General features: G+C 59.1%; 14 protein-coding genes, 1 tRNA gene and 2 pseudogenes. 14 read left to right on the top strand and 3 right to left on the bottom strand.

Features of this window, described 5'->3' with window-relative positions; all coding sequences use genetic code 11:
* Positions 1-217 precede the first annotated feature (217 nt).
* The 4 genes from HX851_RS04390 to HX851_RS04375 all read left to right on the top strand — a co-directional run bounded on the left by HX851_RS04390 (position 218) and on the right by HX851_RS04375 (position 2,939).
* Positions 218-1,084 carry an SDH family Clp fold serine proteinase gene (locus HX851_RS04390; protein ID WP_177065149.1) on the top strand — a complete coding sequence of 289 codons (867 nt, stop codon included), beginning with the start codon at positions 218-220 and terminating at the stop codon, positions 1,082-1,084.
* A gap of 18 nt (positions 1,085-1,102) precedes the next feature.
* Complete coding sequence (locus tag HX851_RS04385) at positions 1,103-1,300, top strand: hypothetical protein (RefSeq protein WP_177065148.1); 198 nt, start codon at positions 1,103-1,105, stop codon at positions 1,298-1,300.
* A 171-nt stretch (positions 1,301-1,471) separates the two neighbouring features.
* Positions 1,472-2,410: an alpha/beta hydrolase family protein gene (locus HX851_RS04380; RefSeq protein ID WP_177065147.1), complete on the top strand. Its 939-nt coding sequence runs from the start codon at positions 1,472-1,474 to the stop codon at positions 2,408-2,410.
* A 124-nt stretch (positions 2,411-2,534) separates the two neighbouring features.
* The gene (locus tag HX851_RS04375; protein WP_177058146.1) at positions 2,535-2,939 is read left to right on the top strand and encodes a hypothetical protein; all 405 of its coding nucleotides are present in this window, start codon (positions 2,535-2,537) and stop codon (positions 2,937-2,939) included.
* A 154-nt stretch (positions 2,940-3,093) separates the two neighbouring features.
* On the opposite strand, the gene gabP is transcribed toward HX851_RS04375, so the two are convergent.
* Entirely contained in the window at positions 3,094-4,485 is a 1,392-nt protein-coding gene (gene gabP, locus HX851_RS04370; RefSeq protein ID WP_177065146.1) for a GABA permease, read from the bottom strand.
* A gap of 534 nt (positions 4,486-5,019) precedes the next feature.
* Between gabP and HX851_RS04365 the strand changes: the two genes are divergently transcribed.
* The 9 genes and pseudogenes from HX851_RS04365 to HX851_RS04325 all read left to right on the top strand — a co-directional run.
* The gene (locus HX851_RS04365) at positions 5,020-5,793 is read left to right on the top strand and encodes an ABC transporter ATP-binding protein (RefSeq protein WP_177058148.1); all 774 of its coding nucleotides are present in this window, start codon (positions 5,020-5,022) and stop codon (positions 5,791-5,793) included.
* Between the two features lie 13 nt (positions 5,794-5,806).
* On the top strand, positions 5,807-6,556 hold the full coding sequence (locus HX851_RS04360; RefSeq protein WP_177058149.1) for an ABC transporter substrate-binding protein: 750 nt from the start codon (positions 5,807-5,809) through the stop codon (positions 6,554-6,556).
* 67 nt (positions 6,557-6,623) lie between these two features.
* Positions 6,624-7,316 carry an ABC transporter permease gene (locus HX851_RS04355; RefSeq protein ID WP_177058150.1) on the top strand — a complete coding sequence of 231 codons (693 nt, stop codon included), beginning with the start codon at positions 6,624-6,626 and terminating at the stop codon, positions 7,314-7,316.
* Positions 7,316-8,005 (top strand): ABC transporter permease, encoded by a 690-nt coding sequence (locus HX851_RS04350; protein WP_177058151.1) that lies wholly within the window; start codon positions 7,316-7,318, stop codon positions 8,003-8,005. The genes HX851_RS04355 and HX851_RS04350 overlap by 1 nt, the downstream gene beginning before the upstream one ends.
* 178 nt (positions 8,006-8,183) lie before the next feature.
* Complete coding sequence (locus HX851_RS04345; RefSeq protein WP_177065145.1) at positions 8,184-9,395, top strand: methyltransferase; 1,212 nt, start codon at positions 8,184-8,186, stop codon at positions 9,393-9,395.
* A gap of 443 nt (positions 9,396-9,838) precedes the next feature.
* Positions 9,839-9,914: transfer RNA gene (locus HX851_RS04340), tRNA-Thr, on the top strand.
* A 263-nt stretch (positions 9,915-10,177) separates the two neighbouring features.
* Positions 10,178-10,684 (top strand): Panacea domain-containing protein, encoded by a 507-nt coding sequence (locus HX851_RS04335; protein ID WP_017127003.1) that lies wholly within the window; start codon positions 10,178-10,180, stop codon positions 10,682-10,684.
* A complete protein-coding gene (locus tag HX851_RS04330) occupies positions 10,684-11,037 on the top strand; it encodes a hypothetical protein (RefSeq protein ID WP_017127004.1) in 354 nt (117 codons plus the stop codon). The genes HX851_RS04335 and HX851_RS04330 overlap by 1 nt, the downstream gene beginning before the upstream one ends.
* Before the next feature lie 70 nt (positions 11,038-11,107).
* A pseudogene (locus tag HX851_RS04325) lies at positions 11,108-11,324 on the top strand (IS21 family transposase); the annotation flags it as partial.
* 114 nt (positions 11,325-11,438) lie between these two features.
* On the opposite strand, the gene HX851_RS04320 reads toward HX851_RS04325, so the two are convergent.
* Both HX851_RS04320 and HX851_RS04315 read right to left on the bottom strand, forming a co-directional pair.
* On the bottom strand, positions 11,439-11,708 hold the full coding sequence (locus HX851_RS04320; RefSeq protein WP_083875371.1) for a hypothetical protein: 270 nt from the start codon (positions 11,706-11,708) through the stop codon (positions 11,439-11,441).
* Between the two features lie 10 nt (positions 11,709-11,718).
* The gene (locus HX851_RS04315) at positions 11,719-11,967 is read right to left on the bottom strand and encodes a hypothetical protein (protein WP_017127006.1); all 249 of its coding nucleotides are present in this window, start codon (positions 11,965-11,967) and stop codon (positions 11,719-11,721) included.
* Positions 11,968-12,548: 581 nt separating this feature from the next.
* On the opposite strand from HX851_RS04315, the pseudogene HX851_RS04310 reads away from it, so the two are divergent.
* Positions 12,549-13,211: pseudogene (locus HX851_RS04310) on the top strand (integrase domain-containing protein); the annotation flags it as partial.
* Positions 13,212-13,372: the final 161 nt, after the last annotated feature.

Here is a 13,372-nt window from a genome sequence, read left to right as displayed (position 1 = left end):
TCTTTCATGGGGCTCGTTCAGCGCCAATGCGCACACTCGGAGATCTTCCACAAGAGTACCGCGACGGTAACTAGAAACAGCGTTCTCTGTCGCTACCCCGGTACGGGGTAGTGTTGCGTAGCACAGCGGCAAAATGGCATGACCTCAAATTGCCAGCTAAGGTGGCATTAGTAAAAGTCACTTGCACCGTCGAGTTGAGAGAACTCAGGAATCAAATATGCCTAGTCTTGATAATCACATTCTCATTGCTTTGACTCATTACCGGGGACTTATTGCAAAGCACTTCGGATGTTCGTTGCTGGCATATTCAGGCCCAATACATCCCGCAGTTCAAAGCGCGTACGTGAATGCGATAGAAGAGCTAGTTCAGCATCGCGCAGATACAGAAAATCCGAACCGAATCTGCATCGTCATAGCTACGCCAGGCGGGGTGGTTGAAGCGGTTGAAAAAATGGTCGAGGTAACTCGACATCATTTTGATGAAGTTTTTTTCGTGGTTCCTACGGCCGCAATGTCCGCTGGTACCATTTTTTGTATGTCCGGCGATAAGATTTTCATGGACTACACCTCCTCGCTCGGCCCCATTGACCCGCAGGTTCCCTTGGCAGATGGGCAGCTCGTCCCTGCTCTCGGTTACATCGACAAGGTGAATCAACTTATCGAAAAATCTGCAGCTGGTAGCCTCACAGATGCAGAGTTCATGATGCTACAGCGCCTGGATCTGGCTACTCTGCGTCGTTATGAACAAGCCAGGGACCTCTCCGTCAGCCTGCTAAAGCTCTGGCTTGTGAAATACAAATTCAAAGACTGGACAGTTCATGGTTGTACCAACCCGGGTACGGCCGTGTCCGAAACCGAAAAAGAGGCCCGTGCCGAGCAGATCGCAAAAGATCTCAGCGATAACAACCGTTGGCACTCGCACGGCAGAATGATCGGAATCAACACGCTAACCGGTGGTCTGAAGCTAAAGATCGAAGACTATACTGATGATCAAGAACTCAGGCAGAATCTGCGCGTTTATTCAGAATTGATCGCAGAGCATGCAGAACGTCAACGATCTGCTTTCATGCTTCACTACACATAACCAGCAAGGGAGGATGCCATGACGACGCTTGCAAACCGTACAGCTGAGGCGCTCGAGCGCGAGTCGGTAATCCGTTCGGGAGAGAGATCTGAACGCCTTTCAGCGATCAACGATCGTTATGATCGCCTTGTGAAATCTGGAGCCGTTCAGCCTGAGCGCTACAACATTGCTCCAATCAACCCGTCATCGATGACTTTCCCGCCAAGCTCCTTGTGAGTTTACGTCGCACCACTCATTACTTTCAGGTGGTGTCAACGTCATCTGAAAACTGAAAAACCCGCCCAGTGCGGGTTTTTTATTGCCTGGAATTTGATAGCGTCGGGTTCTGACAAAAGCGGTGACGAGGCCCTCCCGCAAGCCTCGCTGCAAACGCAAGGAACCTGCTCAATGACCACCTCCGAGTGCCCCTCCGCCCTTTCGCCCGCCGACTGCATTGCCGTGCCCTTTATCGAGGCCGCGGTCGATGGCTTCGTACTGGGTGGTTTCAGCTGGCGTCACGGCGAGATCAGGGCCGGGCGCCCGGTAGTCATCATCAGCGCCGCCACCTCGTTGCGCTGCCGCTACTACTCGCGCTTTGCCGACTACCTGTTCGCCAATGACTTCGATGTGATCACCTACGACTATCGCGGCATCGGTGAGTCGCGCCCCGCATCGATGCGCGGGCTGCAAGCGTCGTGGACCGATTGGGGCGCGCTGGATTTCGAATCGATGCTGCTGCGGGCCAGTCGCGAATTCCCCGGCCAGCCGATCGATGTCGTCGCCCACAGCTTCGGCGGCTGCGGCGCCGGACTGGCGACGTCAGGCCACCTGATCCGGCATCTGGTCACCGTCGGCGCGCAGTTCGCCTACTGGCGCGACTATGCACCCGCCTCGCGCTGGAAGATGTTCGCCAAGTGGCACCTGGTGATGCCGCTGCTGACCCGCCTCTACGGCTATTTCCCCGGCAAGCGCCTCGGCTGGCTGGAAGACACCCCGGCCGGCGTGGTGAAAGACTGGAGCACCCCGACAGCAGGCTACGAGAAGCGCCCCAGCGCACGAAAGCTCGCCACCCTGCCGTTCTCCCGCGTACAGGCGAAAATCCTCGCCATCAGCCTTACAGACGATCCTTTCGGCACGGTAGCGGCCATAGAGCGGCTCCTGCGCTACTTCACGAGCAGCGAACGCACCCACCTGCGAATCGCCCCTGAAGAGATCGCCGAAACCGAGGTGGGGCATTTCGCGTTCTTCCGTAGCCAGTATCAGGAAAAGCTTTGGCCGATTGCGTTGCACTGGTTAAGAAAAGGGGAACTGGGGGCACAGACGCCAGGGCAGGTCATTCAGCGCTGAAGTGTGACGCGCTGCGTCACGAATTGAACCGCACCCTCAGCGCCCGAGAAAAAATGCGCTTTGGCATTGCAATGGTTCACAGGGATAATTCCCCACTGACCTCTTTCCGAAAGCAGCAGAGCCCATGGCATCCCAGAACAAGCAAGACAAACGCGCGCAACGGGCGAAAGCCAAGGCCAAGCAGAACCGTACCCGTCGCGCCGAGCCGGCCGAGTCGCTGCCGGTGGACGATGACCGGATCGATTTCGAATCGGTCGACCTGACCGATCTCTTCAAGAGAATGCGCAACGCCGAAACCACCAGCCAGCAGGCCATGTGCAGCGTCTTCCTGGAAGACCCGCTGCTGGAGCTGGTCCTGGAGCAGGAAGGCGAGGAAGAGGCGACGGACTTCATCCTGTCCGCCCTGATCGAATACCGCCAGTGGGCCACCGAGGCCAGCGAGGAAGCCGCACTGGCCTGGATCGAGAGCCCGGCCTTCCAGGCCGACTATGTCGCCGCCTCGCAAGCCCTGCAGAAAGCCGCCGACTAGCAACGCGGGGTATCGGATACCCCGTGTCATCGTTCGCGACCATCGCCGGCAAGCCGACTCCCACAAGGTTCGCGTCGCACATCAAACTATGGGAGCCGGCTTGCCGGCGATGAGGCCTTCACGATCGATAAAGGCCTCCAGACAAACCAGACCGTCAGTTCAACACCACCTTCCCGGCCTTCTCAAGCCGCCGACGACGGGCCACCAGCAGGCCGGCCGCGACCACCAGCACGCTGAGCAAGCCCGTGGCGAGGATCTCGACGCGGTGGGCTTCCTGGAACAGCATCACCGTCAGCACCACGACGATAAACCCGATCACCGCCCAGGTCAGGCCCGGGAACAGCCACATCTTGAAGTCGATCTTCTCGCCTTTCGCCATGCGCTGACGGCGCATGCGCAGTTGCGAGACCGCGATCACCAGGTACACCAGCAACGCAATGGCGCCAGAGCTGGCCAGCAGGAATTCGAACACCGCCGCCGGCGCGACGTAGTTGGCGAAGACCGCCAGGAACGCCGCCGCCGTCGACAGCATCACCGCCCAGTAAGGCGTACCGCTGGCATTGGTGCGCTTGGATACCGCCGGCGCATCACCGCGCTTGCCCAGGGAGAAAAGCATCCGCGAAGCGGTGTACAGCGCCGAGTTCAGGCAACTGGTCACGGCCACCAGCACCACCAGGTCGACGATCAGCTTGGCGTTCGGAATACCCATGCGGTCCAGCACGGTCTGGTAGGAACCGACAGCCGCCAGGGTCGGATCATTCCACGGCACCAGCGACACCACGATAAAGATCGACACCAGGTAGAACAGGCCGATCCGCCAGATCACCGAGTTGGTGGCCTTGGAAATCTGCTTGCCCGGATCTTTCGACTCGGCGGCGGCAATGGTCACGATCTCGGTCCCCATGAACGAGAACATGGTGGTCAGCATCGCCGCCAGCACCGCGCCCATGCCGTTCGGCATGAAGCCCACGGTATCCACCAGATGCGATACCCCGCTGACCTGGCTGGTCGGCAGCAGGCCGAAGATCGCCAGCAGACCGAGCACCACGAAACCGATGATGGCGATCACCTTGATCAGCGCGAACCAGAACTCGAACTCGCCGTAGTTCTTCACGCTGAACAGGTTGGTCGCGGTCAGCAGCAAAGTGATGATCAGGGTAAAGGCCCAGATCGCCACGCCAGGGAACCAGGCATGGAGGATGGTCGCGGCGGCGTTGGCCTCCAGCGGGATCACCAGCACCCAGAACCACCAGTACAGCCAGCCGATGGTGAAACCGGCCCAGTGCCCGATGGCACGGTCGGCGTAAGTCGAGAAGGAACCGGTATCCGGCGAAGCCACGGCCATTTCGGCCAGCATGCGCATCACCAGGACCACCAGCGTACCGGCTGCGGCATACGCCAGCAGCACCGCGGGACCGGCCTCGGCAATGGCGTGCCCGGAGCCGACGAACAGCCCGGCACCGATCACCCCGGCAATCGACAACATCGTCACATGCCGGGGCTTGAGCCCCTGCTCCAGATTGTTGGAAGTGTGCGTACCACTCATTGAGGACTACCTATGCAATGAAGAGCTATTCATTCCACCCCGCGTCACTGGCAACCTTGTAAGAAGAACTCAACGGGGGCGTATTTTATTTTTTACGCAAAATTTGCGCCAAAATGTTACAGGCTCCCGGCTGCCGGGGCCCATGTGCCCGTCCGAAGATAAATCATAAGTCATTGAGATTAATGGCAATTCGCCAGAACGTTACCGAGCCACCCAGATCCCGATCTCTCGACACGCACCGGGAACAGGCAAAAACCATCGTCTCGCCCCATTAAGGGGCAAGCCAATGCCCGTTAAGCCGGTTTACCCTTCCAACCCTCGGCCAAAGCTGGCAACATCGCGCCCTTTTTGACGCGACTGCCGGGCTGAAGGCGGGTCAAACGGAGGTTCGGTTGTTGATGGGGCGACAGTCAGCTGTGCCGATGCGACAACCTGCCACCGCACCGCCCTCCCCCGTCCGAACCCTATGCTAGCTTGGCGCTCGCCAGGAAGGCCGCCAACAGCAGGAGCGCAACAGAACAATGAGGAACGCACATGGCTGAGGCCACGCCCGCGCTGGAAATCCGCAACTTGCACAAACGCTACGGAGAGCTAGAGGTACTCAAGGGGATCTCGCTGACCGCCCGCGACGGTGATGTGATCTCGATCCTCGGTTCCTCCGGTTCCGGCAAGTCCACGTTCCTTCGTTGCATCAACCTGCTGGAAAATCCGCACCAGGGCCAGATCCTGGTCAACGGTGAAGAACTCAAGCTCAAGTCCGCGAAGAACGGCGAACTGGTGGCCGCCGACGGCCGGCAGATCAATCGCCTGCGCAGCGAAATCGGCTTCGTGTTCCAGAACTTCAACCTCTGGCCGCACATGAGCATCCTCGACAACATCATCGAGGCCCCGCGCCGGGTACTCGGCCAGAGCAAAGCCGAAGCCATAGAAGTCGCCGAGGCGCTGCTGGCCAAGGTCGGTATCGCCGACAAGCGCCACGCCTACCCCGCCCAGCTTTCCGGTGGCCAGCAACAACGCGCGGCCATCGCCCGCACGCTGGCCATGCAGCCCAAGGTCATCCTGTTCGACGAGCCGACCTCGGCCCTCGACCCGGAGATGGTCCAGGAAGTCCTCAACGTGATCCGCGCCCTGGCCGAAGAAGGCCGCACCATGCTGCTGGTCACCCATGAAATGGGCTTCGCCCGCCAGGTCTCCAGTGAAGTGGTGTTCCTGCACCAGGGCCTGGTCGAAGAGCAAGGAACGCCACAGCAGGTTTTCGAGAACCCGCTTTCGGCACGCTGCAAACAATTCATGTCCAGCAACCGCTAACGGAGCAACACGCATGCAGACCTACAAGAAAATCCTCCTGGCCGCTGCCGTCTCCATGGCCTTCAGCGCCAGCGCCTTCGCCGAGACCCTGAAAATGGGCATCGAGGCGGCCTACCCGCCGTTCAACAACAAGGACGCCAGCGGTAATGTCGTCGGCTTCGACAAGGACATAGGCGATGCCCTGTGCGCCAAGATGAAGGTCGAATGCACCGTGGTCACTTCCGACTGGGACGGGATCATTCCGGCCCTGAACACCAAGAAGTTCGACTTCCTGATTTCTTCGATGTCGATCACCGCCGACCGCAAGCAGGCCGTGGACTTCACCGACCCGTACTACTCCAACAAGCTGCAATTCATCGCGCCGAAAAACGTCGACTTCAAGACCGACAAGGCCTCGCTGAAAGGCAAAGTGATCGGCGCCCAGCGTGCGACCCTGGCCGGCACCTTCCTCGAAGACCACTTCGGTGACGACATCAGCATCAAGCTGTACGACACCCAGGAAAACGCCTACCTCGACCTGCAGGCCGGTCGCCTGGACGGCATTCTCGCCGACAAGTACGTCAACTATGAGTGGCTCAAGAGCGACGCCGGCAAGTCTTACGAGTTCAAGGGCGACCCGGTGGAAGAAAGCGACAAGATCGGCATCGCCGTGCGCAAGAAAGACCCGATTCGCGAAAAACTGAACGCCGCGCTGAAGGAAATCATCGCCGACGGTACTTACAAGAAGATCAACGACAAGTACTTCCCGTTCAGCATCCTCTGATCCTGCCCCGATGGCCGGCACCTCGACGCAAGGTGCCGGTCGTCCCCAAGCAAAGCCTGCCTTGCCCATGAATATTGATCTCTTCGGATTCGGCCCGGCGCTTGCCGCCGGCGCGCTGATGACCGTCAAGCTTGCGCTCTGTGCCCTGTGCCTGGGACTGGTGCTCGGGCTGCTCGGTGCATTGGCCAAGACTTCACCGTACAAACCGCTGCAATGGCTGGGGGGCACCTATTCGACCCTGGTCCGTGGCGTGCCGGAACTGCTCTGGGTGCTGCTGATGTACTACGGCACCGTCAACCTGATGAGTGCCCTGGGCGATATCTTCGGCAACCCCGAACTGGCCTTGAACCCGTTCGCCGCCGGGGTGATTGCCCTGGGGCTGTGCTTTGGCGCCTACGCCACGGAAGTGTTTCGCGGCGCGATCCTGGCGATCCCCAAGGGTCACCGCGAAGCGGGAGTCGCGCTGGGCATGTCCAAGGTGCGCATCTTCAGCCGGCTGATTCTGCCGCAGATGTGGCGTATCGCCCTGCCGGGGCTGGGCAACCTGTTCATGATCCTGATGAAGGACACCGCCCTGGTCTCGGTCATCAGCCTGGAAGAAATCATGCGCCAGGCACAGAACGCCGTGCAGTTCACCAAGCTGCCCTTCACCTTCTACCTGGTGGCGGCCTTCATGTACCTGGGCCTGACCATCCTCGCCATGATCGGCATGCACTTCCTGGAAAAACGCGCCGCGCGCGGTTTTGTGAGGACCACATAATGGAATGGGAAGTCATCATCAAATGGCTGCCGAAGTTCTTCCAGGGTGCGCTGCTGACCCTGGAACTGGTGGGCATCGCCGTGGTGCTGGGGTTGATCCTGGCCGTGCCGCTGGGCATCGCCCGGGCCTCGAAGCTGTGGTTCGTGCGGGCGCTGCCCTACGGCTACATCTTCTTCTTCCGGGGTACGCCGCTGCTGGTCCAGCTGTTCCTGGTGTACTACGGCCTGGCGCAGTTCGAGTCGATCCGCACCAGCGCCATGTGGCCCTACCTGCGCGATCCGTTCTGGTGCGCGGCGGCGACCATGACCCTGCACACCACCGCGTATATCGCCGAAATCCTGCGTGGGGCCATCCAGGCCATCCCGCCGGGCGAGATCGAAGCGGCCCGCGCGCTGGGCATGTCGCGGCCCAAGGCGCTGTTCTACATCATCCTGCCCCGCGCCGCGCGGATCGGCCTGCCGGCCTACAGCAACGAAGTGATCCTGATGCTCAAGGCCAGTTCCCTGGCGAGTACCGTGACCCTGCTGGAACTGACCGGCATGACCCGGACCATCATTGCGCGCAACTACCTGACGGTGGACATGTTCTTCACCGCCGGGGTGTTCTACCTGGTGATCTCGTTCCTGCTGGTGCAGGCGTTCAAGCAGCTGGAACGCTGGATGCGGGTCGATGCCTGCCAGGGGCGGTGACTTGCCCGGCGCGGGGGACTTAAAATCCCCCGCCAATTGAAGCCCGAACGCGATCCACTGTAGGAGCCGGCTTGCTGGCGATTGCGCTGTAACATTCACCGCCGCCATCGTCAGCGAGCTGGCTCCTACAGGTCCCGTGACTGCTTTGCATTGGCGCTTAAATACCCGGAGCCGCAGCATGCCCTCGATCCTCCAAGGCCCTGCCCTGCACACCCGCTTCAAGGCCCTGGATGCGTTCCTGACGGCACACCAACCGCTCTGGCGCCCGCGCCCCTTCACCCATCTGCACCTGCCGTGGGAACGCCGACATCCGGAACTCGCCACCTGGCTACGCCAACGCAGCCTCGACGACGCCGAAACCAGCCACAACCACCCGGAGCAGCTTGCCGCCCCGGCGCCCTTTCCTGCGCTCGCGGCCGAATCCAGGACCCTGGGCGCTATCGGAACCCTCGGCGAAACCGCATTGCCGCCCGCCAGTCACCGCCTGAACGTCGATGTCCCCGGCCGCAAATGGCAGCAGATCGAAGCCTTCGCCGCCCGCCTCGACTTCACCCGCTCGCCCGAACACTGGCTCGACTGGTGCTCCGGCAAGGGCCATCTCGGCCGCCGCCTGCTGCAACCGGGCCAGCAACTGACCTGCCTGGAATACGATCCGGCCCTGGTCGCCAGCGGTGAGCAACTGAGCCGCCACCATCACCTGCCCGCCAGCCACCTCCGGCAAGACGTCATGGCCGCTGACGCCGCTTCACGCCTGAGCGCCCGGCACACCCCGGTGGCCCTGCACGCCTGCGGCGACCTGCATGTGCGCCTGATGCACCTCGCCAGCCACGCCGGCTGCCGGCAACTGGCGATCGCCCCGTGCTGCTACAACCGTATCGGCGGCGATCACTACCAGGCCTTGTCCGCCGCCGCCCAGGCCTCGGCACTGCGGCTGTCGCTGGACGACCTCGCCTTGCCCCTGAGCGAAACCGTGACCGCCGGCGCCCGGGTACGGCGCCAGCGCGACGCCTCCATGGCCCGCCGCCTGGCCTTCGACCTGCTGCAACGCCGACTGCGCCAGCGCGACGACTACCTGCCCACCCCGTCGCTGCCCAGCGCCTGGCTCGACAAACCCTTCGCCGACTACTGCCGCGACCTGGCCGCGCTCAAAGAGTTATCCACAATGGGGGAACAGGACTGGACGGCGCTGGAAGCCGCAGGCTGGCAACGGCTGGCCGAGGTGCGCAACCTGGAACTGCTGCGCGGCCTGTTCCGCCGCCCGCTGGAACTCTGGCTGGTGCTCGACCGCGCGCTGTTCCTCGAAGCACAGGGTTACCGCGTTCGCCTCGGCCAGTTCTGCGAAAGCCCGCTGACGCCGCGCAACCTGATGCTCCTGGCGGAACGCGGCTAACTGTCACATTGCCATGTCCAGCCTGTGGATAACTCTGTTGATGCTTTTGCTAGACAACCGCGGAAAACAAAGCCTGTAGCGTCAAAGCCTGCCTGGTCATTTTTTGTTCATAAAATAAAGCACCGAAAAAACAGGCAGTTGCGCCGTGATGAGAACGAGTCCACAAATTCGCTTTCCCGGCCCGCCAGCGACCAACCACTTGTGCATAAGCGCTCTAGCCAATCGACATAACGCTGGTTTTTTCCCGAGCCTGAAGGCCCGCCAACAGCGCTTGAAACGGCACGCCGGCTGCTGGCGGTGATCGACGCGGCAAGCCCGGCCCATGAGGAGCAGGCCCAGGGTTGCCGACAAGGGCCGGACGAAAGAATCTCAGCTCAGCAAAAATAGTCAGATATCAGGGGTTTACAGAACTCTGCCAATCGCTATAATCGTCGCCCTAACACGCCGGTATAGCTCAGTTGGTAGAGCAACTGACTTGTAATCAGTAGGTCCCGGGTTCGACTCCTGGTGCCGGCACCATATAAGACGAAGCCCCTGCAGAAATGCAGGGGCTTTGTTGTTTCTGCGCAAGCCATAGACACGTAGCAAAGCTTGTTATCAGGCAGCCACAAATAACTGTATATAGATACAGTTTTATCCTTGCGTTTAGCCTATAGCTATTTATCATGGGATCCGAAATTGCTGTGCCATACTAGCCTCCGAAGGAGCTGTATTGGCTGGATCCGCGAGGGGCCGGGGCCTTCCGGTAGCCAGGCTGCCGAGGTCGCAGAAGGAGGAAAAACGTGTTCAATGCAAAGTCGATAGCTAATTACTTTCTCGAACTGGCCGCTGCCAGAGGCGAGTCCATTAGCCCCATGAAACTGCAGAAACTCGTTTATTACGCCCATGGCTGGTACGCCGGCTACACCGACCAACCGCTGATCAACGAAGCAGTCGAGGCCTGGCAGTACGGCCCCGTCATTCCCTCGCTGTATCACGAATTCAAGCGCTTCGGCTCAGGCGAGATCGCGGGCAAGGCATTCGAGTATGACGCCCTGGGCGTCAGAGAAGCGGCCGTTCCGGCCGACCCTGATATTCGTACCTTCCTGCAAAACGTCTATAACAGTTATGGTCGTTACTCCGGCATTCGACTCTCCGAAATGACCCATGCTTCTGGCACTCCCTGGGACATGACCTGGTCTGCGGCAAAAGGGGTACGCGGTGTAGACATTCCGTTCCCGATGATCGCCGCTCACTTCAAGGAGGCGACCCAGAAAGCTCAGAACGGTCAGGCGGCGGTCCAGGTCTGATGAACCAGACCAAAAACCTGGGCTCACTGCCTATTGATCCTGCCGCTGAAGCCGCTACACCGGTGCTCAACGGCTCAGGCAACGATGAAAATGCTTTTTTCGCCAACGGCCAACAGCATTTTCGCCTGCAGCACAATCAACAAAACCTCGGTTGGCTGGGTAAATTCTGGGGAGCGACCGACCGCGCAGCCCCCACCAACATTGCCGGTTTCGTGATTGCCATTTCGGCCCTTCTGATCGTCGGCAGCTTCTTCATGCAAGAATCTCCCGAGCTCAATGAAGCCAGAAAATGGCTGTATGGACTTACAACATCAGCCCTCGGCTTCGTGTTCGGCTCCGCCACCAAGAAGTAATCGCCACGCAGTGCCCTCGACTCACCATCGCATCCTTTTTCCAGGAACATCGTGCGCGCCTTGAGAATGGTCGATTTCCGATGCTGAACTGAATCGGTGCCTTTTTCCGCCGACAGTGCCTGCACCAGGCGATCAATGTCCGACGCCGGACTGGGCTCATGTCCACCCCGAGTTGCGCCGCCCCGACCCAACTCGGGCCCTGCTTTGGCAAGAATATCGACCTCGCTCACCCACAATGCTTCCAGTACAGTTGGTTATGCGAGCATTACCGCCTCTCGGCTGCCAAGAAAAAGGGGACAGACAAAAAAAGGGGACAGGTGGAAAGTCAGTACTCTTACCTTCCCCTGCCCAGTAAGAGCCTTGAGGTTCTCAAGTCCCTTACTGGGGGTAGCTTTGTGATCTCAGAGATCGATTTCATGGGTCCAATTTGGCACGCCATGACGGGCTAAGTGGTCGACCAAATGCCGCGAGCCATAAAAGCGGTTACGCCCTCCCGAGGAATAGACAAGTGCAGACTGATCGACTTTTAGACCTGCGTTTCTTGCATTGCCGGTTAACCGGGCCAAGAGACCGTCGTTATCGCCGTTGGTAGACTTCGCATTAAACAATGCGTAGTCAATCCATCCACCTGTAGTCGAACGGGTTCTTACATGGGCCATATCAATTTTCATGGTTCGTCCCTCAGCGTTCTTTGTTAGCTTGAGAAACCAACGATCCGGCGAGTGTCTTCGTCGCTTCGCTGTATTTCTCACTCTGAAGTACCTGCCCAGCTTTATGCTCCATATCAGCACCGGTTTGCCTATCCGTGTGCGTCTGAGCAAGCGCTGAAGCCGCCAAGCTCTTGGCAATGGCTGAGGCATTTGGGTTGCGAAGCGTCTCGGACGCGAGTTGAGCAACCTTATTCGATGTAGCTTTGGTGTTAGGTCCCATGGGGGGCCCTCCCGATTTTGAGTTAAACAAGCCATCGGGGGGACGCCGAGCAGAGAGTCATTGACGGTTAAGTCACGATTTGGCTCAATGCAAGCCCCCTTGGGCTACGCATAGTTTTCTGGCTTTGGGCGGTGCGAGTGATGGCATTCTGGTCTCGACAACTTCGTGCCATCACTCGCAGATTTTTGACGCTTAACCCAACGACAGATTGTTGGCGAATAACACAACATGTAGTGTTTTTTTACGCCAAGAACACAAGATAATGTGCCATCAAAAGTTATGCAAGCCCATTGCCTGTGCATAACTTATGGGTAATTTGTAATAAAATAATTCACACGCACCTCGATCTCCCATAGTGCAGCGTCATCGCTCACAAACTCTCGGACCGGACTAGCGAGAACGTCGCTTAGCCAAAGGTAAATTGGGCGCAATAAAGTAAGCGCTTACCGGCAGGATTTCAGTGATTCGCTTGTCCACACGGGTCCATCCAGGCAGGGTTGCAAAGCCGCCCCGCCTGGATGAAAAAAAAGAAAAAAAAGGGGACAGATTTATTTTTAGGAAAATAAATCTGTCCCCTTTTTTTGCGCGGTGATCAGTATGTAAAAGTACCGAGTCCGAGCAAAGAGCTGGGAATGCAGCGCACCACGGTCCGCTCAGCGATACCGCAAGGTCAGGATCGTGAACAGGTGATACGCATTATCGACGCGCTTCGCGAACAGCATCCCCGTGCCGCCGCTATTACACAGTTGGCAAGAGCCACCGGAATGCGCTTGCGAGAGGCTATCTTGGCCGACCTTGTACGCCTAAAACGTGAGGCAAACCAATTCGGCAGGATCAACATCCAGGATGGCACCAAAGGTGGGCGCTCGGGTGCGTCGGCACATCGATGGATTACGGTAGATGATCATATTCGTGACGCGCTGAGGTTTGCCGAACAAGTCTCGCCCGACGGTAGCCGCAACCTGTTAGCTCCGCACGAAAGCTTTCGCGACTTCAGGCAGTGCGTCGTTCGGCCTGCCCGGGACATCCTCCATACGCACAACCTTAAAGGGTTTCACGAATTGCGGGCGGCCTATGCGTGCGAACGCTATGAGCAACTCTCCCACCATCAAGCGCCGATCAACGGAGGCAGATGCTACCAGCTCGACCCGCGTCTCGATCAGGAGACCAGAACCCAAATCAGCTATGAACTGGGCCATGGCAGGGTCGACATTGTGTCAGCTTATATCGGCGGTAGGACGTGAGTAAGCCATTCGACATCGAGCTTTTCTTGGCTGCCGTCCTGACCGGATCGCATGCCACACGCGAGCGTCATATACGCCAGGCAAAGATCATTCAAGCGGCGATCTCTGATCGCTGGCAACGAGACAATCCTTGGACCTGGCAACGAAAGCATCTCGTCTGG

The organism is Pseudomonas gingeri (assembly GCF_013385635.1).
GTDB classification, from domain to species: Bacteria; Pseudomonadota; Gammaproteobacteria; order Pseudomonadales; family Pseudomonadaceae; genus Aquipseudomonas; species Aquipseudomonas gingeri_A.
Note: the sequence above shows the minus strand (reverse complement) of the source record. Positions and strands in the feature narration are given on the sequence as shown.